This is a genomic window from Pantoea sp. X-Soil-MYKO-1289 (assembly GCF_059730625.1).
Map to the genome: position 1 here is coordinate 2,690,650 of NZ_AP036004.1, position 22,710 is coordinate 2,713,359.

At 62.3% G+C, this 22,710-nt stretch carries 14 protein-coding genes; 12 read left to right on the forward strand and 2 right to left on the reverse strand.

What is annotated here, in order from left to right; translation table 11 throughout:
- Positions 1 to 20: 20 nt before the first annotated feature.
- The 3 genes from AC6I7Z_RS12955 to yegD all read left to right on the forward strand — a co-directional run bounded on the left by AC6I7Z_RS12955 (position 21) and on the right by yegD (position 4,779).
- Positions 21 to 635, forward strand: a complete 615-nt coding sequence (locus tag AC6I7Z_RS12955) for a phosphatase PAP2 family protein (protein WP_497814514.1) — start codon at positions 21 to 23, stop codon at positions 633 to 635.
- Positions 636 to 801: 166 nt separating this feature from the next.
- Positions 802 to 3,363 (forward strand): diguanylate cyclase, encoded by a 2,562-nt coding sequence (locus AC6I7Z_RS12960; RefSeq protein WP_497814515.1) that lies wholly within the window; start codon positions 802 to 804, stop codon positions 3,361 to 3,363.
- Positions 3,364 to 3,426: 63 nt separating this feature from the next.
- The gene (gene yegD / locus AC6I7Z_RS12965) at positions 3,427 to 4,779 is read left to right on the forward strand and encodes a molecular chaperone (RefSeq protein ID WP_497814516.1); all 1,353 of its coding nucleotides are present in this window, start codon (positions 3,427 to 3,429) and stop codon (positions 4,777 to 4,779) included.
- Between the two features lie 205 nt (positions 4,780 to 4,984).
- Here yegD and AC6I7Z_RS12970 read toward each other — a convergent pair whose 3' ends face one another.
- Together AC6I7Z_RS12970 and AC6I7Z_RS12975 are read right to left on the reverse strand one after the other, a co-directional pair.
- Positions 4,985 to 6,325: a carbohydrate porin gene (locus tag AC6I7Z_RS12970; protein ID WP_084883862.1), complete on the reverse strand. Its 1,341-nt coding sequence runs from the start codon at positions 6,323 to 6,325 to the stop codon at positions 4,985 to 4,987.
- A 212-nt stretch (positions 6,326 to 6,537) separates the two neighbouring features.
- Positions 6,538 to 7,497 carry an aldo/keto reductase gene (locus AC6I7Z_RS12975; RefSeq protein ID WP_497814517.1) on the reverse strand — a complete coding sequence of 320 codons (960 nt, stop codon included), beginning with the start codon at positions 7,495 to 7,497 and terminating at the stop codon, positions 6,538 to 6,540.
- Positions 7,498 to 7,735: 238 nt separating this feature from the next.
- Between AC6I7Z_RS12975 and AC6I7Z_RS12980 the strand changes: the two genes are divergently transcribed.
- The 9 genes from AC6I7Z_RS12980 to manD all read left to right on the forward strand — a co-directional run bounded on the left by AC6I7Z_RS12980 (position 7,736) and on the right by manD (position 22,702).
- Positions 7,736 to 8,959 carry an MdtA/MuxA family multidrug efflux RND transporter periplasmic adaptor subunit gene (locus tag AC6I7Z_RS12980; RefSeq protein ID WP_497814518.1) on the forward strand — a complete coding sequence of 408 codons (1,224 nt, stop codon included), beginning with the start codon at positions 7,736 to 7,738 and terminating at the stop codon, positions 8,957 to 8,959.
- Positions 8,959 to 12,081 carry an MdtB/MuxB family multidrug efflux RND transporter permease subunit gene (locus AC6I7Z_RS12985; protein ID WP_497814519.1) on the forward strand — a complete coding sequence of 1,041 codons (3,123 nt, stop codon included), beginning with the start codon at positions 8,959 to 8,961 and terminating at the stop codon, positions 12,079 to 12,081. The genes AC6I7Z_RS12980 and AC6I7Z_RS12985 overlap by 1 nt, the downstream gene beginning before the upstream one ends.
- The gene (gene mdtC / locus AC6I7Z_RS12990) at positions 12,078 to 15,152 is read left to right on the forward strand and encodes a multidrug efflux RND transporter permease subunit MdtC (protein ID WP_497814520.1); all 3,075 of its coding nucleotides are present in this window, start codon (positions 12,078 to 12,080) and stop codon (positions 15,150 to 15,152) included. Before AC6I7Z_RS12985 ends, mdtC begins: the two co-directional genes overlap by 4 nt.
- 14 nt (positions 15,153 to 15,166) lie before the next feature.
- Positions 15,167 to 16,573 (forward strand): multidrug transporter subunit MdtD, encoded by a 1,407-nt coding sequence (mdtD, locus tag AC6I7Z_RS12995; protein WP_497814521.1) that lies wholly within the window; start codon positions 15,167 to 15,169, stop codon positions 16,571 to 16,573.
- On the forward strand, positions 16,570 to 17,958 hold the full coding sequence (baeS, locus tag AC6I7Z_RS13000; RefSeq protein WP_497814522.1) for an envelope stress sensor histidine kinase BaeS: 1,389 nt from the start codon (positions 16,570 to 16,572) through the stop codon (positions 17,956 to 17,958). The genes mdtD and baeS overlap by 4 nt, the downstream gene beginning before the upstream one ends.
- Positions 17,959 to 17,964: 6 nt before the next feature.
- On the forward strand, positions 17,965 to 18,672 hold the full coding sequence (gene baeR, locus AC6I7Z_RS13005) for an envelope stress response regulator BaeR (RefSeq protein WP_497814523.1): 708 nt from the start codon (positions 17,965 to 17,967) through the stop codon (positions 18,670 to 18,672).
- A 117-nt stretch (positions 18,673 to 18,789) separates the two neighbouring features.
- On the forward strand, positions 18,790 to 20,154 hold the full coding sequence (trhP, locus tag AC6I7Z_RS13010; RefSeq protein ID WP_497815445.1) for a prephenate-dependent tRNA uridine(34) hydroxylase TrhP: 1,365 nt from the start codon (positions 18,790 to 18,792) through the stop codon (positions 20,152 to 20,154).
- 222 nt (positions 20,155 to 20,376) lie between these two features.
- Positions 20,377 to 21,276 carry a lipid kinase YegS gene (gene yegS / locus AC6I7Z_RS13015; RefSeq protein WP_497814524.1) on the forward strand — a complete coding sequence of 300 codons (900 nt, stop codon included), beginning with the start codon at positions 20,377 to 20,379 and terminating at the stop codon, positions 21,274 to 21,276.
- Positions 21,277 to 21,487: 211 nt separating this feature from the next.
- Complete coding sequence (gene manD, locus AC6I7Z_RS13020; protein WP_497814525.1) at positions 21,488 to 22,702, forward strand: D-mannonate dehydratase ManD; 1,215 nt, start codon at positions 21,488 to 21,490, stop codon at positions 22,700 to 22,702.
- The last annotated feature ends 8 nt before the right edge of the window (positions 22,703 to 22,710 follow it).

The window sequence follows — 22,710 nt, forward strand, 5'->3', positions numbered from 1 at the left end:
GCCCACAATAAAGGAAGCTTATGCACTGGAGAACACTGACCTATTTCGGCGACAGCATGCTGCTGATCCCGACTGCGGTAATTATCGCCCTGATCCTGCCGTGGAAGAGCGATAACCGCCGCACGGTCTGGTACTGGCTGCTCGCCTTTGGCCTTGCTGGCCTGCTGGTGAGCCTGTCGAAAATTCTGTTTCTCGGCTTCGGCATCGGCAGCGCCCGTTTCAACTTTACCGGCTTCAGCGGGCACAGCGCGATGTCGGCGACGCTCTGGCCGGTGATGCTGTGGCTGGTCTCCGGCCGCTGGCCGCATCCGCTGCGGCTGCTCGCCATCGGCGTCGGCTATCTGATTCCGCTGATGGTGGGCTTCTCGCGGCTGGTGATCCATGCGCACTCCGCCAGCGAAGTGGCGACCGGGCTGCTGCTGGGCTTTACCCTCAGCTCCGCGTTTTTGCTTAGCCAGCGCCGTACCGCGCTGAAGGGCTTTAGCTGGCCGCAGGTCGGCGCGGCCTTTTTAGTGCCGCTGCTGCTGATGGGCCACGGACGCATCGCCACCACGCAACAGTTTCTTGAACGTTTCTCCGCCGATTTGGCGGGACTGGAGAAACCCTTCACCCGCGCCGATCTCTTCCGGCAGTAGCCGCACTGCGCTCTGTTGCGCCGCAGCAGAGCCAGTCAATTCGTTGAATAACGCACTAATTTGATTTAACAAGCCCATAACGGCATCGATGTGCTAGCATGCCCAAAAGAGTATGACTGGCGCATTTTTCGTCATCCAGACGCGGTGCGCGCTGCCGGGTTAGTGAATGAGTGTTGAACTATTGTCCTCGCCGGACAAACCGCAAAATCGCCTGCTGAGCGCGCTGATTCTGGCCGCGCTCGCTTTTCTGCTGACGCTTTTTTGCCTCGAGCTGATCGTATTCAGCGGCCGCATTTCGCCGCTCTGGTTTGCGACCGCGCTGATGACCATCGTCGCTTTTCGCTCCCCTTCCCGCCATACGCCGCTGCTGCTGCTGGGCTGCGCGGCAGGCACCGCGCTGGCGAACGGGCTGATCATCGGGACCGAGCTGGCCAATCTGAAATTTACGCTGATCAACGTGCTGCAGGCGATGGTGGGCGGCGCACTGCTGCGCGCGCTGCTGAAGCGCGAGGCGCCGCTGAACTCGCTGCGCGACTGGCTGCGCTTCGTGCTTTCGGTCGGCATACTTACCCCGCTACTGGGCGGCCTGCTGGCGCTGTGGATGCTGAATATCAGCGGCAGCGGCACCTTTTCTTTTCTCTCAACCTGGGTGATCTCCGAAATTATCGGCATGCTGGCGCTCGGTCCGGTGCTGCTGCTGCTGCCCTGGCCGCTGCGGCCCGCCGCGATTAGCCTGCGCCGCCTGGCGGAGTTCCTCTTTACCCTGCTGCTGACGGCGGGCGCGAGCTGGCTGGCGCTGCGCTTTATGCCCTGGCCGTTCACCTTTATCGTGGTGCTGCTTTTCTGGTGTGCCGTGCGGCTGCCGAAGCGCGACGCGTTTCTGTTGTTTCTGCTGAACGCCTGCGCGATATCGCTGATCCTGGCGCTCGGCCTCGCGACGGTCGAAACGCGCAGCGAGGTGCCGGGTCAAATTGCCAGCTGGCTGCCTTTTCTGCTGGTGCTGATCCCGAGCCACGTGATGGCGCTGGTGATGGACGCCTTTCGGCGTGAAAAGCATCACATCAGCGAAAGCGAGACCCGGTTTCGCCACGCGATGGAATATTCCGCCATCGGCATGGCGCTGGTGTCGCCGCAGGGAAGCTGGCTGCAGGTCAATCACTCTCTCTGCCTGACGCTCGGCTTCCCCGACGTCGAGCTAAAAAAACTCACCTTCCAGCAGATTACCCATCCCGACGATCTGGAAAACGATTTGCTGCATGCCGACAGGCTGCTGCGCGGCGAGATTGACGCCTATACCATCGAAAAACGCTACTTCCGCAAAAACGGCGAGATCGTCTGGGCGCGCCTGACGGTGTCGCTGGTGCGCGACGGCGCGCAGCAGCCGCTCTATTTTATTTCGCAGATTATCGACATCTCGGAGCTGAAACAGAGCGAGCAGGTGAACCGCCATCTGATGGAGCGCATTACGCTGGCCAACGAGGCGGGCGAAATCGGCGTCTATGAATGGAACCTGACGCGCAACGAGATGATGTGGGATCGCTATATGTACCGGCTGTTCGGCCTGCCTGCGCACCAGCCGCCCAGCCGCGAGCTGTGGCGCAGCCAGGTGCATCCGGCGGATCGCGAGCGGCTCGACCGCGCGCTGCAGCCGTCGGAAAAAGTCGACGTTTTCGATATCGAGTATCGCATCCAGCGCGCCGACGGCGTACGCACCCTGCGCACTCAGGCGCGCCGCTTCTTCAACCAGGACGGCCGCATCGAACGCATGCTGGGCATCTGTCAGGACGTGACCCACCTGCGCAACCTGACCGACGCGCTGTTTCAGGAAAAAGAGCGCATGGCGATTACGCTCGACTCTATCGGCGAAGCGGTTATCAGCACCGACAGCGACATGCGCGTGACCTTTATGAACCCGGTGGCGGAAAAGATGAGCGGCTGGCGGCAGGAGGCGGCGGCGGGCATTCCGCTGAGCGAGCTGCTGCATATCACCCAGGGCGTTCACGGCGCGCCGGTGGAAAACCAGCGGCTTCGCCGCCTGCCGACGGAGAAAGTCACGCCCGAGCTGGATGACGAACTGGTGCTGCACGCTGCCGACGGCGGCGTCGTGGAGATCCACTACAGCATTACGCCGCTGCGCACGCTGCAAGGCGAAGAGATCGGCGCGGTCATGGTTATTCAGGACGTCAGCGAATCGCGCCGGCTAATGCAGCGCCTGAGCTACAGCGCGCTGCATGACACCCTGACCCGGCTGCCGAATCGCGCCAGCTTCGAAGGTCAGCTGCAGCGTCTGCTGAGCGACGCGGCGACGCGCGGGCATCAGCATGTGCTGGCGTTTATCGATCTCGATAAGTTTAAAGCGGTCAACGACAGCGCCGGACACGCGGCGGGCGACGCGCTGCTGCGCGAACTCGCCGAACTGATGCAACGCCATCTGCGCGGCGCCGATTTTCTGGCGCGCCTCGGCGGCGACGAGTTCGCCCTGCTGATGCCGGAATGCGCGCTATCGCAGGGAGTCGGAGTTGTGCAGCGCATCGTTACGGCGGTCAACAGCTACGCCTTTAGCTGGCAGGGCGGCACCTATCAGGTGGGCGCCAGCGCCGGGCTGACGCAGATTGCCGCCGACAATGGCGTCGGCGCGGAGGTGCTGTCGCAGGCGGACACCGCCTGCTATAACGCCAAAAAAGCGGGCCGCGGGCAGCTCATGGTATACAGGCCGCCGACGCGCTGAGCCGCTTGCCAGCCCCGCTCAGCTGCGCTAAAGTCGCCCCCTTTTTTCCGGGAGGGGCATCAGATGTTCATTGGTTTCGATTACGGTACGGCGAACTGTTCCATTGCCGTGTGCGAAGAGGGCACGCCGCGCCTGCTGACGCTGGAGAAGGGTCAGCGCCTGCTACCGTCGATGATTGCCGCACCGACGCGTGAAGCGGTGAGCGAATGGCTCTATCGCCATCATCAGGTCGCGACTCCCGATGCGGAAACCACCGCGCTGCTGCAGCGTGCGCTGCGCCATAACCGCGAAGAGGACATCGAGGTGTCGGCCACCAGCGTGCAGTTCGGCCTGAGCGCGCTGCAGCACTATATGGCGGACCCGGAAGAGACCTGGTTCGTGAAATCCCCAAAATCCTTTCTCGGCGCCAGCGGCCTGAAACCGCAGCAGATCGCGCTGTTTGAAGATCTGGTCTGCGCCATGATGCGCCATATCCGCGAACAGGGCGAAGCGCAGCTCGACGCCGCGATCGATCAGGCGGTTATCGGCCGCCCCATCAACTTCCAGGGGCTCGGCGGCGACGACGCCAACGCTCAGGCGCAGGGCATTCTGCTGCGCGCCGCGCAGCGCGCCGGTTTCCGCGACGTGGAATTTCAGTTCGAGCCGGTCGCGGCGGGACTCGACTTCGAAGCGACACTGGAGAGAGAGACGCGCGTGCTGGTGGTGGATATCGGCGGCGGCACCACCGACTGCTCGATGCTGCTGATGGGGCCGGAGTGGCGCAAGCTGTCGGACCGCCGCGCGAGCCTGCTCGGCCACAGCGGCTGCCGCGTCGGCGGCAACGACCTCGATATTATGCTGGCGTTTAAGACCCTGATGCCGCTGCTCGGCCTGGGCGGCAGGACGCAGAAAGGCACCGCCCTGCCCGCGCTACCGTGGTGGAACGCGGTGGCGATTAACGACGTGCCGGCGCAGAGCGAATTCTACTCCGCCGCCTGCGGCAAGCTGCTGCGCGATCTGGTGCGCGATGCGGAACAAAGCGCGCAGGTGGCGCATCTGCTCAAGGTGTGGCAGCAGAAGCTCGGCTATCGTCTGGTGCGCGCGGCGGAGGAGAGCAAGATCGCCCTTTCCGATCGCGCCGCTTTCGACGCCAGCCTGGACTTTATCGCGCCGCAGATGCACGCCGCCATCAGCGACACGCTGCTGCAGGAGGCGATCAATCAGCCGCTGGAGCGTATTCTGGAGCAGGTGCACCTGGCGCTCGCCAGCTGCGACGCGAAGCCTGAAGTGATCTATCTGACGGGCGGCAGCGCGCGTTCGCCGGTGCTGCGCGCCGCGCTACAGCAGGCGCTGCCGGAAACGCCGATCGCCAGCGGCGATGATTTCGGATCGGTGACGGCCGGTCTGGCGCGCTGGGCAGAGGTGATGTTTCGCTAACGAATCTGTCTGGGTAGCGCTTTCAGGCAGCTGAGAAGTTTAATACGCGGGAGGCAGGGTCCGAAGAGCAAAGCGTCCCGCGACAGGGATGTCGCGGGCCGAGCGCGCAGGGAAGCTTTGAGCGACTTTGCGATCGGATCCTGCCTCCCGCGTAAGCGCCTTAATAGCAGCATTAAGCGGCCCATGGCAGCCGCTCGCTGCGCTATCAGAAGTTGATATTGGCGCTGATGCCGCCGACAAAGGCATCCTTCACTTCGCTTACCGCGCCTGGCGCCACGATATACTGCACGTTCGGACGCACCTGCAGCCACTTCGCCAGCTTCACGTTGTAATAAAGCTCGTAGTTATATTCCGAACCATCCTGAATCGGCAGATAGGTCGGGCTGTCGAAGTCCGTTTCGCCATTGGCGGCGTTTTGCTGGCGCTGCGCGCGGGTGTAATCGCTGTTAACGTGAATGCGCGCCGCGGCGATGCCGATCTCATCTTCAGGACGGGCGTCGAACGGGCCCGCCCAGGTAAAGGCGATCGACTGATAGTTGTCGGTCTTCGAGGTTTTGTGATCGTTCATCACCGCCTGAACCGACACGCCGATGCCGCGGCTGGCGTCGCCGCCCTGCGCGGTCAGCTGCTGCTGCAACAGCACATAGCCGCCGTAGGCGTGATCTTTATCCTGATAGGCGCCGTCGCGCCAGCTGCCGTAAACGTCGCCGTTGGCGGACGAATAGTAGTAGCCGATGCGGTAGTTACCCGGCAGCTTGTCCGGGCCCAGCGTCGGCTTCCAGCCCAGTTCCACCGGCACCAGGTTACCCTCGGAGTTGCTGGTGTCGAGGCGGAAACCGTCGCCGCGATCGTAGTTGGCGCGGTTCTGGTTATAGAAACCGACCTGGAAGAAGACTTCCGGCGTGATGTTGAGCTTCACGCGGCCGCCCCACTGCGACACCGGCCAGTTAAACCAGCGGTCGCCGCGCCAGTTGCCCGCCTGGCCGCTGCCGAACGCCAGGTTCTGGAACTTGCTGTCGAAGTTGTCGAAGTCTTCGCCGACGGTGACGCGACCCGCTTTCAGGTTGACGACGTCGTCAAACAGCCCCTTGCTCAGCCAGAACTGCGTCAGACGCCAGGTCTGGCCGCGGCCATAGACTTCCTGCACCGAAGAGAGCATGCCGGTACGACGGTCGGCTACCTGATCGGAAATATTGCGGCCGTCACGGTTGGTGATGGTGGCCTGGAACTGCGTATCCTGCCAGCCGAGCAGTTTTTCCAGATCGAGATTGGCGCCGAACGCCCACTGATCGCTGTAGCGCATTGAGGTGTTGGTATCGGCGCCGCCGCCGAGGTTTGATGCGCTTTCCATGGTGTAGTTGACGTCAAACTTAACGCCGTCATTTTCCAGCTGCGTTCGCGAGCCGCCCCAGTCGCCGAACATATAAGGCGAGTCATAGCTAAAGGCATCTGCGGCCACAGCAGACGCGCTCAGCATAGCAAACATCAGGGAGCCGGCCGCCACACGGCGCAGCGGGAAGCGTTGCACTGCTTTTTTTCTGTTCATAATCGTTCTTCTTATCTGAATAAGGGTTATTTCCACGCAGAGAATAGTGCTGCGAAAAGTTCAACTTTTGTAAAAATGTGCGCACGAATAAGCAAAGGGACAGGTTTTTCAGACAAGTGTGAAGGGGATCGCTGAACAGAATCACCGCGGCGATTAACGCATTATTTGGCACGCAAAATAATGACGAGGCGCTAGCGCCTCGTCTGGCAGGCTCAGCGGCTGGCCTGCGCCAGTTTCTCACTCTCCTCCGGCGACAACCGCAGCTGCGTTGCGCCGATCAGATCGTCAAGCTGGGCGAGCGAGGTAGCGCTGACGATCGGCGCGGTAATGCTCGGCCGCGCAATCTGCCACGCCAGCGCGACCTGGGTCGGCGTCACGCCGTGCGCCTGGCTGATGTCGTCCAGCGCCGCCAGAATAGCCAGGCCGCGCGGGTTAAGATACTTCTCGACCACGCCCTGCCCGCGCGCGCTTTTACCGGCATCGGCCGCGCTGCGGTATTTGCCGCTCAGAAAGCCGCTGGCCAGCGAATAGTAGTTAATCACGCCCAGCCCGTGCTGCGTCGCCACCGCCTCCAGCGCCGACTCATAGCCTTCGCGATCGTAAAGATTATATTCCGGCTGCAGGGTGGCGTAGCGCGCCAGGCCCTGCTCCTCGCTGACCTTCAGCGCCTCCTGCAGGCGCGGCGCGCTGTAGTTCGAGGCGCCGATGGCGCGCACCTTGCCCTCTTTGATCAGCGAGTCGAACGCCGCCAGGGTTTCCGCCAGCGGCGTATCGCTATCGTCGCGGTGCGCCTGATAGAGATCGATATAGTCGGTTTGCAGACGGCGCAGCGAATCCTCTACCGCCTGACGAATATACTGCGGCTTCAGGCCGGTTTTCTCCGGCGAGAGTTCCATGCCGACCTTGGTCGCCAGCACGATGCGGTCGCGTTTGCCGCTTTTTTTCAGCCAGTTGCCGATAATGGTTTCTGACTCGCCGCCTTTATTGCCTGGCGCCCAGCGCGAATAGACGTCGGCGGTATCAATAAACCACAGCCCTTTTTCCACCAGCGCATCCAGCAATGAAAATGATTTCGCCTCATCCAGGGTCCAGCCGAAGACGTTGCCGCCAAAGGTTAACAGCGGCACCTGAATGCCGGTATCGCCGAGCTGGCGGGTTTCAACCTGACTCATCCTTTTCTCCTTGTGTAAGAAATGCCCAGACAAAGAGCATAGCAAAAGCGAAAAGCGCCCTTTATGCGTAATTCCTCGATAAGTTTGTTCTGACAGGGATACTTACGTCGGGCTGACAGATATCCTTAATTCCTTCAACTTCTGCCCGCTTTGCGGGTCTACACTCTGCTATTTGCAGGCTGCCGCGTTTTAGCCTGCGTTTTGGGGATTTCGCTACTGCTGGAGAGCAACCGATAAGATGAACCGATCTTCCTTGTTGAAAAAGAGCCTGCTGACGCTGTTAGTGCTCGCCGCCGCCGCAGGCGGCTACTACTGGTGGCACCATCCGGCGCAGCCTGACGCCGATCCTCAGGCGTCGACCCGACCGCATCGCGGCAAGGGCGGCGCGGGCGCGCCGCCGGCGCCGGTACAGGCCGCCGCCGCCGTCAGCCAGAGCGTGCCGCACTTTCTCAGCGGGCTCGGCACCGTGACCGCCGCCAGCACCGTGACGGTGCGCAGCCGCGTCGACGGCGAGCTGATGGCGATCCACTTTCAGGAAGGGCAGCAGGTCAAAGCGGGCCAGCTGCTGGCGGAGATCGATCCCCGCCCTTATCAGGTGGCGCTAACCCAGGCGCAGGGCCAGCTGGCGAAGGATCAGGCGACGCTGGCGAACGCCCGCCGCGATCTGGCGCGCTATGAAAAGCTGGCGAAAACCTCGCTGGTGTCGCAGCAGGAACTGGATACCCAGCGTTCGCTGGTGAGCGAAACCCAGGGCACCATTAAGGCGGATGAAGGCAGCGTCGCCAGCGCCCAGCTCAATCTGACCTACAGCCGCATTACGTCGCCAATTGAGGGCCGCGTCGGCCTGAAACAGGTGGACGTCGGCAACTACATTACCAGCGGCGACACCAACGGTCTGGTGGTGATCACCCAGACCCACCCCATCGACGTGCTGTTCAGCCTGGCTGAAAATTATCTGCCCGACATCATGCAGGCGCAAAAAAGCGGCCAGCCGCTGGTGGTCGAAGCCTGGGATCGCAGCAACCAGACGCTGCTGACTCAGGGCACGCTGCTCAGCATCGACAACCAGATCGACGCCACCACCGGCACCATCAAAATGAAGGCGCGCTTCGACAATCAGGACGACAAGCTCTTTCCCAACCAGTTCGTCAACGCGCGGCTGAAGGTCAATACCCTGCAGGATGCGATCGTTATCCCGGCCGCCGCGCTGCAAATGGGTAATGAAGGCCACTTTGTCTGGGTGGTGAACAGCGACAATAAAGTGAGTAAGAAAAGCGTGACCGCCGGACTGCAGGATAGCCATCAGGTAGTAATTAACGCCGGCCTGAGCGCGGGCGAACGCGTGGTCACCGACGGGCTGGATCGCCTGACGGAAGGGGCGCAGGTAGAGGTCGTCGCGCCGCAGAGCACCGCGCTGAAAAGCAGCCGCGCGGCGCAACCGGCCAAAGGAGCGAGCGAGTAATGCAGGTTACGCCTCCTGACGCCAGCGGCGGGCCGTCGCGTCAGTTTATTTTACGTCCGGTCGCTACCACGCTGTTGATGATCGCTATTCTGCTGGCGGGCGTGCTCGGCTACCGTTTCCTGCCGGTTTCGGCGCTGCCGGAGGTGGACTATCCCACCATTCAGGTGGTGACGCTCTATCCCGGCGCCAGCCCGGATGTGACCACCTCGGCGATTACCGCACCGCTTGAGCGCCAGTTCGGCCAGATGTCAGGGCTGAAGCAGATGGCGTCGCAAAGCTCCGGCGGCGCGTCGGTGATCACCCTGCAGTTCCAGCTGACGCTGCCGCTCGACGTCGCCGAGCAGGAGATGCAGGCCGCCATTAACGCCGCCACCAGCCTGCTGCCCAACGATCTGCCTAACCCGCCGGTCTACAGCAAGGTCAATCCCGCCGATCCGCCGATCATGACGCTGGCGGTCACCACCACCAGCATGCCGCTGACCCAGGTGCAGGATATGGTGGAGACGCGCGTCGCGCAAAAAATCTCCCAGGTCTCCGGCGTCGGGCTGGTAACGCTCTCCGGCGGTCAGCGACCGGCGGTGCGCGTGCAGATGAACGCTCAGGCGCTGGCGGCGCTCGGCCTGACCAGCGAAGAGGTGCGCAGCGCCATCAGCAGCGCCAACGTCAACTCAGCGAAAGGCAGCCTCGACGGCCCGGAGCGCTCCATTACCCTCTCCGCTAATGACCAGATGAAATCGGCGGAGGATTACCGTCAGCTGATCGTCAGCTATAAAAACGGCGCGCCGGTGAGGCTCGGCGATGTCGCCACTATCGAACAGGGGGCGGAAAACCGCTGGCTTGGCGCCTGGGCGAACCGCGAAGCCGCCATCGTGCTCAACGTGCAGCGCCAGCCGGGCGCCAACATTATCGCCACCGCCGATAATATCCGCGCGCTGCTGCCCTCGCTCACCGCCTCGCTGCCGAAGTCGGTGAAGGTCCAGCTGCTGACCGACCGCACCACCAATATTCGCGCCTCGGTCACCGATACCCAGCACGAGCTGATGCTGGCGATCGGCCTGGTGGTGATGATTATCTATCTGTTCCTGCGCAACGTGCCGGCGACGATTATTCCCGCCGTCGCGGTGCCGCTGTCGCTGGTCGGCACCTTCGCCGCGATGTACTTCCTCGGCTTCTCTATCAATAACCTGACGCTGATGGCGCTGACTATCGCCACCGGCTTCGTGGTGGATGACGCCATCGTGGTGATCGAAAACATCACCCGCTATCTGGAAAAAGGCGAAAAGCCGCTCACCGCCGCGCTCAAGGGGGCGGGCGAAATCGGCTTTACCATTATCTCGCTTACCTTTTCGCTGATCGCGGTGCTGATCCCGCTGCTGTTTATGGGCGACGTAATCGGCCGTCTGTTCCGCGAGTTCGCCGTGACGCTGGCGGTGGCGATCCTGATTTCCGCCGTGGTTTCGCTGACGCTGACGCCGATGATGTGCGCGCGCATGCTGAGCGCCGAGTCGCTGCGCAAGCAGAACCGCTTTTCACGCGCCAGCGAAGCCTTTTTCGAGCGGTTGATCGCCGGGTATGGCGGCTGGCTGCGCAAGGTACTGGCGCATCCCTGGCTGACGCTGTCGGTGGCGCTCGGCACGCTGCTGCTTACCGTGCTGCTGTGGATAGCGATCCCGAAAGGCTTTTTCCCGCAGCAGGATAACTCCATTATCCAGGGCACGCTGCAGGCGCCGCAGAGCGCCTCGTACGCCAGCATGGCGGAGCGCACGCGCGACGTCGCCTCGCTGATCATGAAAGATCCGGCGGTGCAGAGCATGACCTCTTTCGTCGGCGTCGACGGCACCAACGCCGCGCTCAACAGCGCGCGTCTGCAGATCAACCTGAAGCCGCTGAGCGAGCGCGACGATCGGATCCCGCAGGTACAGCAGCGGCTGCAGCAGCAGATAAGCCAGCTTCCCGGCGTCACGCTGTGGCTGCAGCCGGTCCAGGATCTGACCATTGAAACCCAGGCGAGCCGCACGCCCTATCAGTTTACGCTGCAGTCCGGCTCGCTGGAGTCGCTCAGCACCTGGGTGCCGAAACTGCTGGACGCGCTGCGCCAGTCGCCTGAGCTGCGCGACATCAGCAGCGACTGGCAGGATCAGGGGCTGGAGGCCTACGTCAATGTCGATCGCGACAGCGCCAGCCGCCTCGGCATCAGTATGGCGGACGTCGATAACGCGCTCTATAACGCCTTCGGCCAGCGCCTGATCTCCACTATTTACACCCAGGCGAACCAGTATCGCGTGGTGCTGGAGCAGGACAACCGCGCCACGCCTGGCCTGGCGGGCCTGGAAGGCATCCGGCTGACCAGCAGCGACGGCGGCAGCGTGCCGCTCAGCGCCATCGCGAAAGTTGAGCAGCGCCATAGCGCCCTGAGCGTCAACCATCTCGATCAGTTCCCGTCGGCGACCTTCTCCTTTAACGTCGCCGACGGCTATTCGCTGGGCGACGCGGTGAAAGCGGTGAGCGCGGCGGAAGAGCAGCTCGGCATGCCCTCTGAACTTATGACCCAGTTCCAGGGCAGCACCCTGGCGTTCGAGGCGGCGCTGACCAGCACCGTCTGGCTGATCGTGGCGGCCATCGTGGCGATGTATATCGTGCTGGGCGTGCTCTATGAGAGCTTTATCCATCCCATCACTATTTTGTCGACGCTGCCCACCGCCGGCGTCGGCGCGCTGCTGGCGTTGATCCTGAGCGGCGGCGAGCTGGATATCGTCGCCATCATCGGCATTATTCTGCTGATCGGCATCGTGAAGAAAAACGCCATCATGATGATCGACTTCGCGCTGGCCGCCGAACGCGAGCAGGGCATGACGCCCTATGACGCCATCTATCAGGCATGCCTGCTGCGTTTTCGCCCGATCCTGATGACCACGCTGGCGGCGCTGCTGGGCGCGCTGCCGCTGATGCTCAGCACCGGCGTCGGCGCAGAGCTGCGCCACCCGCTCGGCATCGCCATGGTGGGCGGCCTGATCCTGAGCCAGGTGCTGACGCTGTTTACTACGCCGGTGATCTATCTGCTGTTCGATCGCCTCGGCCAGGCCGCGCGCCGTCGCTTTAGCGGCCGGGAGGCGGAGCAGTGAGATTTTTCGCGCTGTTTATCCACCGCCCGGTGGCCACCACGCTGCTGACCTTCGCCATTGCGCTGGCGGGCGTGCTCGGCTTTCGCCTGCTGCCGGTCGCCCCGCTGCCGCAGGTTGACTTCCCGGTGATAGTGATTTCCGCCTCGCTGCCGGGCGCGTCGCCGGAAATCATGGCTTCGTCGGTGGCAACCCCGCTGGAGCGTTCGCTGGGCCGCATCGCCGGCGTGAGCGAAATGACCTCCACCAGCTCGCTCGGCAGCACGCGCATTATTCTGGTGCTCGACTTCGACCGCGACATCAACGGCGCGGCGCGCGACGTGCAGGCGGCCATCAACGCGGCGCAAAGCCTGCTGCCAACCGGGATGCCGAGCCGTCCCACCTGGCGTAAGGTCAATCCCTCGGACGCGCCGATTATGATCATGACGCTGACCTCGGATATCTATAATCCCGGCCAGCTCTACGACTACGCCTCGACCCAGCTGGCGCAGAAGCTGTCGCAGATCGAAGGCGTCGGCGACGTCACGGTCGGCGGCAGCTCGCTGCCTGCGGTGCGCGTCGCGCTGAATCCGCAGGCGCTGTTTAACCAGGGCGTCTCGCTGGACGCGGTGCGCGAGGCGATCGCCAACGCCAACCAGCGTCGTCCGCAGGGCGCGGTGGAGGATCGCCAGCAGCGCTGGCAGCTGCGCACCAACGACGAGCTGAAAACCGCCAGCGACTACGCGCCGCTGGTGGTGCATTACAGCAACGGCGCGGCGGTGAAGCTGGCGGACGTCGCCAGCGTGCAGGACTCGGTGCAGGACGTGCGCAACGCCGGGATGGCGGACGGCAAGCCAGCGGTGCTGCTGCTGGTACGCAAAACGCCGGAGGCGAACGTGATCGATACCGTCGACCGCATTCGCGCCGAGCTGCCGACGCTGCACCAGACCATTCCCGCCGCTATCGACCTGCAGATTGCGCAGGATCGCTCGCCCACCATTCGCGCCTCGCTGCATGAGGTCGAGCAGTCGCTGACCATCGCCGTAGTGCTGGTGATTATGGTGGTGTTCGTTTTCCTGCGCTCCGGCCGCGCCACGCTGATCCCCGCCGCCGCGGTGCCGGTCTCGCTGATCGGCACCTTCGCCGCGATGTACCTGTGCGGCTTCAGCCTGAATAACCTGTCGCTGATGGCGCTGACCATCGCTACCGGTTTCGTGGTGGATGACGCCATCGTGGTGCTGGAGAATATCGCGCGCCACGTCGAGGCGGGCATGAAACCCTTGCAGGCGGCGCTGACCGGCGTGCGCGAAGTGGGCTTTACCGTGCTGTCGATGAGCCTGTCGCTGATCGCCGTCTTTTTGCCGCTGCTGATGACCGGCGGGCTGATCGGCCGCTTCTTCTCTGAATTCGCCATTACGCTGTCGGTGGCGATCGCCATCTCGATGGTGATCTCCCTGACCCTGACGCCGATGATGTGCGCCTATCTGCTGAAGCCGCATGCGCCGCGCGCCCAGCCGCGTCGGCGCGGCGCAGGCCGGATGCTGCTGGCGATCCAGCAGGGCTACGGCCGCTCGCTGGGCTGGGTGCTGAACCATGCGCGCTGGGTGCTGCTGCTGCTGTTCGGCACCGTCGCCCTGACCGTCTGGCTGTTTATTCAGGTGCCGAAAACCTTTATGCCGGAGCAGGACACCGGCCGCCTGTCGGGCTTTATCTCCGCCGATCAGAGCATCTCGTTCCAGGCGATGCGCCAGAAGCTGCAGGATTTTATGGTGATCGTGAAGGCCGATCCGGCGGTTGAGAGCGTGGTGGGCTTTACCGGCGGCATGCGCACCAACAGCGGCTCGATGTTTATCTCGCTGAAGCCGCTTTCCGAGCGCAGCGAGAATGCCCAGGCAGTGATCGCCCGGCTGCGCGCGAAGCTGGCGAAAGAGCCCGGCGCCAGCCTCTATCTTAACGCGGTGCAGGATCTGCGCGCCGGCGGCCGCGAATCGAACGCCAGCTATCAATATTCGCTGCTCTCCGACGATCTCGCCGCGCTGCGCGAATGGGAGCCGAAAATCCGCCAGGCCTTCTCCGCGCTGCCGCAGCTGGCGGACGTCAACTCCGATCAGCAGGACAAAGGCAGCGAAATGGCGCTGATCTACGATCGCGAAAGCATGTCGCGCCTCGGCATCGACGTCTCTGAGGCTAACGCGCTGCTGAACAACGCCTTCGGCCAGCGGCAGATCTCCACCATCTATCAGCCGTTGAATCAGTACAAGGTGGTGATGGAGGTCGATCCGCGCTACACCCAGGACATCAGCGCGCTGGATCAGATGTTTGTGATTAACAGCGACGGCAAGCCGATTCCTCTGTCGTGGTTCGCCCGCTGGCAGCCCGCCAACGCGCCGCTGTCGGTCAACCATGAGGGACTCTCCGCCGCCACGACCATCTCCTTTAACCTGCCGGAAGGCGTTTCGCTGTCGGAAGCCTCTGCGGCGATCGATCGCACCATGACGGCTATCGGCGTCCCCTCCAGCGTGCGCGGCAGCTTCGCCGGCACCGCGCAGGTGTTCGAGCAGTCGCAGAGCAGCCAGCTCTGGCTGATGCTCGCCGCCATCGCCGCCGTCTATATCGTGCTGGGCATATTGTATGAGAGCTACGTCCATCCGCTGACGATTCTCTCGACGCTGCCCTCGGCGGGCGTCGGCGCGCTGCTGGCGCTGACGCTGTTCGATACGCCTTTTAGCCTGATCGCCCTTATCGGCATTCTGCTGCTGATCGGCATCGTGAAAAAGAACGCCATTATGATGGTGGATTTTGCGCTGGAGGCGCAGCGCAACGGCAACCTGAGCGCGCGCGACGCCATTTTCCAGGCCTGTCTGCTGCGCTTTCGCCCGATTCTGATGACCACGCTCGCCGCGCTGTTCGGCGCGCTGCCGCTGGTGATCACCAGCGGCGACGGCGCGGAGCTGCGCCAGCCGCTCGGCATCACTATCGCCGGCGGGCTAATTATGAGCCAGCTGCTGACGCTCTATACCACGCCGGTGGTCTATCTCTATATGGATAAACTGCGGCGCAAGCGCGGTAAAATTGGCCAGCCGGTGGAGAGTTAAGGAGAGAACAGCAAATGAACGCCCAAAACGCCACGGTTCGCTGGCAGCTATGGATTGTCGCCTTCGGCTTCTTTATGCAGACGCTGGACACCACCATCGTCAACACCGCCCTTCCCTCAATGGCGCAGGATCTGGGCGTCAGCCCGCTGCATATGCATTCGGTCATCGTCTCCTATCTGCTGACGGTGGCCGTGACCCTGCCGATGAGCGGCTGGCTGGCGGATCGCTTCGGCGTGCGCAACATTTTCTTCAGCGCCATCGTGCTGTTCAGCATCGGCTCGCTGCTCTGCGCCTTCTCTTCAACGCTCGATCAACTGGTGATGGCGCGCGTGGTGCAGGGCGTCGGCGGCGCGATGATGGTACCGGTCGGCCGCCTGACCGTGATGAAAATCGTGCCGCGCGAGCAGTATATGTCGGCGATGACCTTCGTCACCCTGCCGGGACAGATCGGCCCGCTGGTCGGTCCGGCGCTTGGCGGCGTGCTGGTGGAGTATGCCAGCTGGCACTGGATCTTCCTGATCAATATTCCGGTCGGCATCATCGGCGCTATCGCCACCCTGACGCTGATGCCGAACTACTCGATGCAGACGCGGCGCTTCGATTTTCTCGGCTTTCTGCTGCTGGCCGTCGGCATGGCGACGCTGACCCTGGCGCTCGACGGCCAGCGCAGCAGCGGCGGCTCGTCGCTGCTGCTAGGCGCGATGATCCTGATCGGCCTCTTTTCGCTGTTGTATTATCTGATGCATGCGCGCGGCAACGACAATGCGCTGTTCAGCCTGAAGCTGTTCGATAATCGTCTCTACTCCATTGGCCTGCTCGGCAGCTTTTTGGGCCGCATCGGCAGCGGCATGCTGCCTTTTATGACGCCGATATTTTTGCAGGTCGGCATGGGTTTTACGCCGTTTCACGCCGGGCTGATGATGATCCCGATGGTGCTCGGCAATATGGGCATCAAACGCATGGTGGTGCGTATCGTTAACCTGTTCGGCTACCGCAACGCGCTGGTCGGCACCACGCTGGCGCTCGCCGTAGTGGTGCTGCTCTTTCCGCTGGTGGCGCTGCTCGGCTGGCTGTGGCTGCTGCCGCTGGTGCTACTGATGCAGGGCATGGTGAACGCGCTGCGCTTCTCCTCGATGAATACCCTGACGCTGAAGGATCTGCCGGACGCGCTCGCCTCCAGCGGCAACAGCCTGCTGTCGATGATTATGCAGCTGTCGATGAGCGTCGGCGTCACCCTCGCCGGCCTGCTGCTGGGCGCGTTCGGCCAGGATGCGCTTGCCAGCAGCGACCATACCCATAGCCTGTTTATGACCGCCTACGCCTGCATGGCGCTGATTATCGCCCTGCCCGCGCTGGTGTTCTGGCGCGTGCCGAAGGAAACCAGTCAAAACGTCGATCTGCGACGCCGGAGAAAACCATGAAGTTGCCGTTGCGCCTGGGCATCAGCGCCAAACTCTTTTTAGCGATTTTTTCCACCTGCATGCTGGTGCTGATCACCATGCACTGGGGCGTGCGTCTGAGCTTCGAGCACGGCTTTGTCGATTACATCAAGCGCGGCAACGAGCAGCGTCTCGCCATGCTCGGCGACGCGCTGGCCGATCAGTACGAACAGCACGGCAACTGGGATTTTCTGCGGCATAACGATCGGCTGGTGTTCACCATGCTGCGCTCGCTGGAGCAGAATCCCGACAGCAATAACCAGCTGCCGCCGCACGGCTGGCGCACCCAGTTCTGGATTATCGACCAGCAGTATAAGGTGCTGGTCGGGCCGCGCGCGCCGGTGCCGCCGGAAGGGTCGCGCCGCAATATCACCACCAGCAACGGCAAAGTGGTCGGCTGGGTAGTAGGTTCGCCGCCGGAGCGGCTGACGCGCAGCACCGATATCAATTTCGATCACCAGCAGAAGCGCACCAGCTGGCTGATTGTCGGCCTGTCGACGCTGCTGGCGGCGCTGGTCACCTGGCTGATGTCGCGCGGCCTGCTGGCGCCGGTCAAGCGGCTGGTGGCGGGCACCCATCATCTGGCGGCGGGCAATTTCGCCACGCGCGTCGAGGTCGGCAGCCGCGACGAACTGGGCCAGCTGGCGCAGGACTTCAACCGCCTGGCCAGCTCGCTGGAAAAGAACGAGAGCATGCGCCGCGCCTTTATGGCCGATATCTCCCACGAGCTACGCACGCCGCTGGCGATCCTGCGCGGCGAGCTGGAGGCGATGCAGGACGGCGTGCGCAAGCTGACGCCGGAGGCGATCGGCTCGCTGCAGAGCGAAGTCGGGGTGCTCAGCAAGCTGGTGGACGATCTGCACCAGCTCTCGCTCTCCGACGAAGGCGCCCTCGCCTATCGCAAGCAGGCCACCGATCTGGTGCAGCTGCTGGAGGTGGCCGCCGGCAGCTTCAACGAGCGCTATCGCAGCCACGGGCTGACGCTGACGCTGCAGATGCCGGACGAAGCGCCTTTCTTTGGCGATCCCGATCGCCTGATGCAGCTTTTCACCAATCTGCTGGAAAACAGCCTGCGCTATACCGACGCGCCGGGAGAGGTCGAGGTGCGGCTCACCTATGAGGCGCCCTGGTGGCAGATGAGCTTTGCCGACAGCGCGCCAGGCGTCGACGCGCAGCAGCAGGCGAAAATCTTCGAACGCTTTTTCCGCACGGAAGGTTCGCGCAATCGCGCCAGCGGCGGCTCCGGACTGGGGCTGGCGATCTGCAAAAATATCGTCGACGCCCACGGCGGCCATATCGCTGCGGAGCACTCTGATTTAGGTGGACTGAAAATCGCGCTACAATTGCGCTATGTTCCCCAGCCGTAACTGACAATGACCGCCGAAAAAACCGACCCGCTAATTCTGGTAGTGGAAGACGAGCCGAAGCTGGCGCAGCTGATGATCGACTATCTTGAAGCCTCCAACTACCGCACGCACCATATCGCCCACGGCAGCGACGTGCTGCCTTTCGTCCAGCAGACGCCGCCCGATTTGATGCTGCTGGATCTGATGCTGCCCGGCAAAGATGGCCTCTCGCTGTGCCGCGAAATCCGCCGCTTCTCCGAGCTGCCGATCATTATGGTGACGGCGCGCACCGAGGAGATCGATCGCCTGCTTGGCCTGGAGATCGGCGCGGATGACTATATCTGTAAGCCCTTCAGCCCGCGCGAAGTGGTGGCGCGCGTGAAAACCATTCTGCGCCGCGTGAAGCGCACGCCGGAAGAGACCGGCAAGGCGTCGCTGCTGAAAATCGACGAAGGCCGCTTCCAGGCGAGCTGGCGCGAACAGCCGCTGGAGCTGACTCCCGCCGAATTCCGTCTGCTGAAAACTCTGGCGCTGGAGCCAGGCAAAGTCTTTTCGCGCGAGCAGCTGCTCAATCATCTCTACGACGACTACCGCGTCGTTACCGATCGCACCATCGACAGCCATATCAAAAATCTGCGGCGCAAGCTGGAGAATCTCGACGCCGACCAGCCCTTTATCCGCGCCGTCTACGGCATGGGCTATCGCTGGGAAGCGGATCTGTGCCAGTTGATCTAGATCAACTGACCGACGCGCCTCACCGCCTACAATTTTGCACCTTTTGCCGGACCGCTCACCTTGCGGCCGCGGCACGTGCCGCGCCAGGCGGCATGCTGACCTGACATCAGTGAGAACATCATGAAACCAGAACTGCTTTCTCCCGCGGGAACGCTGAAGAATATGCGCTACGCCTTCGCCTACGGGGCCGACGCGGTTTATGCCGGCCAGCCGCGCTACAGCCTGCGCGTGCGCAATAACGAATTCACCCATGACAACCTCGCCAAAGGCATTAATGAAGCGCACGTGCTGGGCAAGAAGTTCTATGTGGTGGTGAATATCGCGCCGCATAACGCCAAGCTAAAGACCTTTATTCGCGACCTGACGCCGGTGGTGGAGATGCAGCCGGACGCGCTGATCATGTCCGATCCCGGTTTGATTATGCTGGTGCGCGAGGCCTTTCCGCAGATGCCGATCCATCTTTCGGTGCAGGCCAATGCGGTCAACTGGGCGACGGTGAAGTTCTGGCAGCAGATGGGGCTGACGCGCGTCATCCTGTCGCGCGAGCTGTCGCTGGAGGAGATCGCGGAGATCCGCCAGCAGGTGCCGGAGATGGAGATCGAGATCTTCGTGCACGGCGCGCTCTGCATGGCCTACTCCGGCCGCTGCCTGCTCTCTGGCTATATGAACAAGCGCGACCCGAATCAGGGCACCTGCACCAACGCCTGCCGCTGGGAATATAAGGTCGAGGAAGGCAAGCAGGACGAGGTCGGCAATATCGTCGAAGTGCAGGAGGTGACGCCGACGCTGGGGCTTGGCCAGCCTACCGATAAGGTCTTTCTGCTGGAAGAGAAGATGAAGCCCGGCGAGGTGATGAGCGCCTTTGAAGATGAGCACGGCACCTACATCATGAACTCAAAGGATCTGCGCGCCGTGGCGCACGTTGAACGTCTGAGCGAGATGGGCGTCCATTCGCTGAAGATCGAAGGCCGCACCAAATCGTTCTACTACTGCGCGCGGACGGCGCAGGTTTACCGCCGCGCTATCGACGACGCCGCAGCCGGCAAACCTTTCGATCCTGAGCTGCTGACCACGCTGGAAGGTCTGGCGCATCGCGGCTATACCGAGGGCTTTTTGCGCCGTCATACCCACGACAGCTATCAAAACTACGCGCAGGGCTATTCGATCTCCGAGCGTCAGCAGTTCGTCGGCGAATTTACCGGCGAGCGGCGCGGCGACTGGGCGGAGGTCGCGGTGAAAAATAAATTCCTGCTCGGCGACAGCCTGGAGATCATGACGCCGAACGGCAACCTGAACTGCACGCTGGAGGCGCTGCAGGACGCGCGCGGCGGCGCCATTGAGGTGGCGCCCGGCGACGGCCATCGCGTCTGGATGCCGGTGCCTGCGGACGTCGAGCTCGCCTTTGGCCTGCTGCTGCGCAATTTCACCGACGGCAGCAGCACGCGCGATCCCCATAGCAAATTACTCACGTCGCGCAAGTAAACCAGTGAAGTTAGAACAGGATCACAGACCGCCGCGGCGCGCTCCTTTATAGTCGCGCCTGCTGCGAACGAGTAACAACTAATAGCTGTTGTATCAGGAACCACCTCATTCACCCGCCCGGCTCCCCCGTGCGGGTTTTCTTTTTTCCGCTTTTCTCCCGTAAATTTTCCCGCCTGACTATGCTATAAGCAGAAATCTTTGTGGGTTTTCAAGGAACGGAAAATGGAAAAACGACCGCTTACTCTACTTATTCTTAATGGCAAAGGCGCTGGCAACGAAGATTTGCGCGCGGCCGTCACCGCGCTGCGCGATGAAGGCTTCGACGTCGCCGTGCGCGTTACCTGGGAGAAAGGCGACGGCGAACGCTACGTTAGAGAAGCGCTGCGGCTGGGCGCTGACACCGTGGTCGCCGGCGGCGGCGACGGCACCATTAACGAGATCGCCACCGCGCTGGCCGCCGTTGACGCCGCGCATCGGCCGGTGCTCGGCATTCTTCCTCTGGGCACCGCCAATGATTTCGCCACCAGCGTCGGCATTCCCGCCGAGATGGAGCCTGCGCTGCGCCTCGCGGTTCAGGGCAAAGCCCACGTGATCGATCTGGCGCGGGTTAATCAGGATCGCTATTTCATTAATATGGCGACCGGCGGTTTCGGCACCCGTATCACCACCGAAACGCCGGAAAAGTTAAAATCCGCGCTGGGCGGCGTCTCCTATTTTATTCACGGCCTGATGCGCATGGATACGCTGAAGCCAGACAGCTGCGAGATTTCCGGCCCCGGCTTTCAGTGGCAGGGCGACGCGCTGGCGATTGGCGTCGGCAACGGCCGTCAGGCGGGCGGCGGGCAGCGTTTGTGCCCGTCGGCGCTGATCAATGACGGCCAGCTCGATGTGAGCATCGTCACCGCGCAGGAGCTGCTGCCTACCCTGCTGCACTCGCTGACCAGCAACGATGACAACCCGAATATCGTGACCGCGAAGCTGACCTCGCTGCGCATCGTTTCCCCTAATGAGATGACCTTTAATCTGGATGGCGAACCCCTCTCCGGCCGCGAGTTTGAGATTGAGGTGATGCCCGGCGCGCTGAGCTGCCGCTTGCCGCCGCAGTGCGCGCTGTTAGCCTGAGCGCGCGTTTCAGGCCCTAAGATAAGCGCTTACGCGGGCAGCCTGGCCCGCGTTTTTACTTTTATGCAGCCTGTAAGGATCGATTCCTTACCCCAGGCAGAGCGTAAATTCCTCTCTGTGATTGCCTTCACAACTCTGCTACATCAACTTGTATGGTAGTATAAATGCGCGTACTTTTTCAGCATTGATTGCTGAAAGAAGGCTCCGAGAGATGAAAATTGTTAATGCTGAAGTCTTTGTCACCTGCGCAGGCAGAAACTTCGTTACGCTAAAAATTACCACCGACGACGGCATTACCGGCATCGGCGACGCGACGCTCAACGGCCGCGAACTGCCGGTCGCCTCTTACCTGAAAGATCATATCTGCCCGCAGCTGATCGGCCGCGACGCGCATCAGATCGAAGATATCTGGCAGTACTTCTATAAAGGCGCCTACTGGCGTCGCGGGCCGGTCACGATGTCGGCGATCTCCGCGGTCGATATGGCGCTGTGGGATATCAAAGGCAAAGCCGCCAATATGCCGCTCTATCAGCTGCTGGGCGGCGCATCGCGCACCGGCGTAATGGTCTATTGCCATACTACCGGCCATACCATCGACGAAGTGATGGACGACTACGCGAAGCACAAAGAGATGGGCTTCAAGGCGATTCGCGCCCAGTGCGGCGTGCCGGGCATGAAAACCACCTACGGCATGGCGAAAGGCAAAGGTCTCGCCTATGAGCCGGCGACCAAAGGCGACTGGCCGGAAGAGCAGCTCTGGTCTACTGAAAAATATCTCGACTTTACGCCGAAGCTGTTCGAAGCGATCCGCGACAAGTTCGGCTTCAACGAACATCTGCTGCACGATATGCATCACCGCCTGACGCCGATTGAAGCGGCGCGCTTCGGCAAAAGCGTCGAAGATTACCGCCTGTTCTGGATGGAAGATCCGACGCCGGCGGAAAATCAGGCGTGTTTCCGCCTGATCCGCCAGCATACCGTGACGCCGATTGCGGTGGGCGAAGTCTTCAACAGCATCTGGGACTGCAAACAGCTGATTGAAGAGCAGCTGATCGACTATATCCGCACCACCATTACCCACGCGGGCGGCATCACCGGCATGCGCCGCATCGCCGATTTCGCCTCGCTCTATCAGGTGCGCACCGGCTCGCACGGCCCGTCGGATCTCTCGCCGGTCTGCATGGCGGCGGCGCTGCACTTTGACCTGTGGGTGCCTAACTTCGGCGTGCAGGAGTATATGGGCTTCTCCGAGCAGATGATGGAGCTGTTCGACGCCAGCTGGACGTTTGAAGATGGCTATATGCATCCGGGCGACAAGCCGGGCCTGGGCATCGAGTTCAACGAGAAGCTGGCGGCGAAATATCCCTATGAACCCGCCTATCTGCCGGTGGCCCGTCTGGAAGACGGCACGCTGTGGAACTGGTAAGGAGCGCA

Excerpts from the sequence above, each read along its gene's own strand:
- AC6I7Z_RS12955 (WP_497814514.1), top strand. The coding sequence starts at position 21 with ATGCACTGGAGAACACTGACCTATTTCGGCGACAGCATGCTGCTGATC.
- AC6I7Z_RS12960 (WP_497814515.1), top strand. The coding sequence starts at position 802 with ATGAGTGTTGAACTATTGTCCTCGCCGGACAAACCGCAAAATCGCCTG.
- yegD (WP_497814516.1), top strand. The coding sequence starts at position 3,427 with ATGTTCATTGGTTTCGATTACGGTACGGCGAACTGTTCCATTGCCGTG.
- AC6I7Z_RS12970 (WP_084883862.1), bottom strand. The coding sequence starts at position 6,325 with ATGAACAGAAAAAAAGCAGTGCAACGCTTCCCGCTGCGCCGTGTGGCG.
- AC6I7Z_RS12975 (WP_497814517.1), bottom strand. The coding sequence starts at position 7,497 with ATGAGTCAGGTTGAAACCCGCCAGCTCGGCGATACCGGCATTCAGGTG.
- AC6I7Z_RS12980 (WP_497814518.1), top strand. The coding sequence starts at position 7,736 with ATGAACCGATCTTCCTTGTTGAAAAAGAGCCTGCTGACGCTGTTAGTG.
- AC6I7Z_RS12985 (WP_497814519.1), top strand. The coding sequence starts at position 8,959 with ATGCAGGTTACGCCTCCTGACGCCAGCGGCGGGCCGTCGCGTCAGTTT.
- mdtD (WP_497814521.1), top strand. The coding sequence starts at position 15,167 with ATGAACGCCCAAAACGCCACGGTTCGCTGGCAGCTATGGATTGTCGCC.
- baeS (WP_497814522.1), top strand. The coding sequence starts at position 16,570 with ATGAAGTTGCCGTTGCGCCTGGGCATCAGCGCCAAACTCTTTTTAGCG.
- baeR (WP_497814523.1), top strand. The coding sequence starts at position 17,965 with ATGACCGCCGAAAAAACCGACCCGCTAATTCTGGTAGTGGAAGACGAG.
- yegS (WP_497814524.1), top strand. The coding sequence starts at position 20,377 with ATGGAAAAACGACCGCTTACTCTACTTATTCTTAATGGCAAAGGCGCT.
- manD (WP_497814525.1), top strand. The coding sequence starts at position 21,488 with ATGAAAATTGTTAATGCTGAAGTCTTTGTCACCTGCGCAGGCAGAAAC.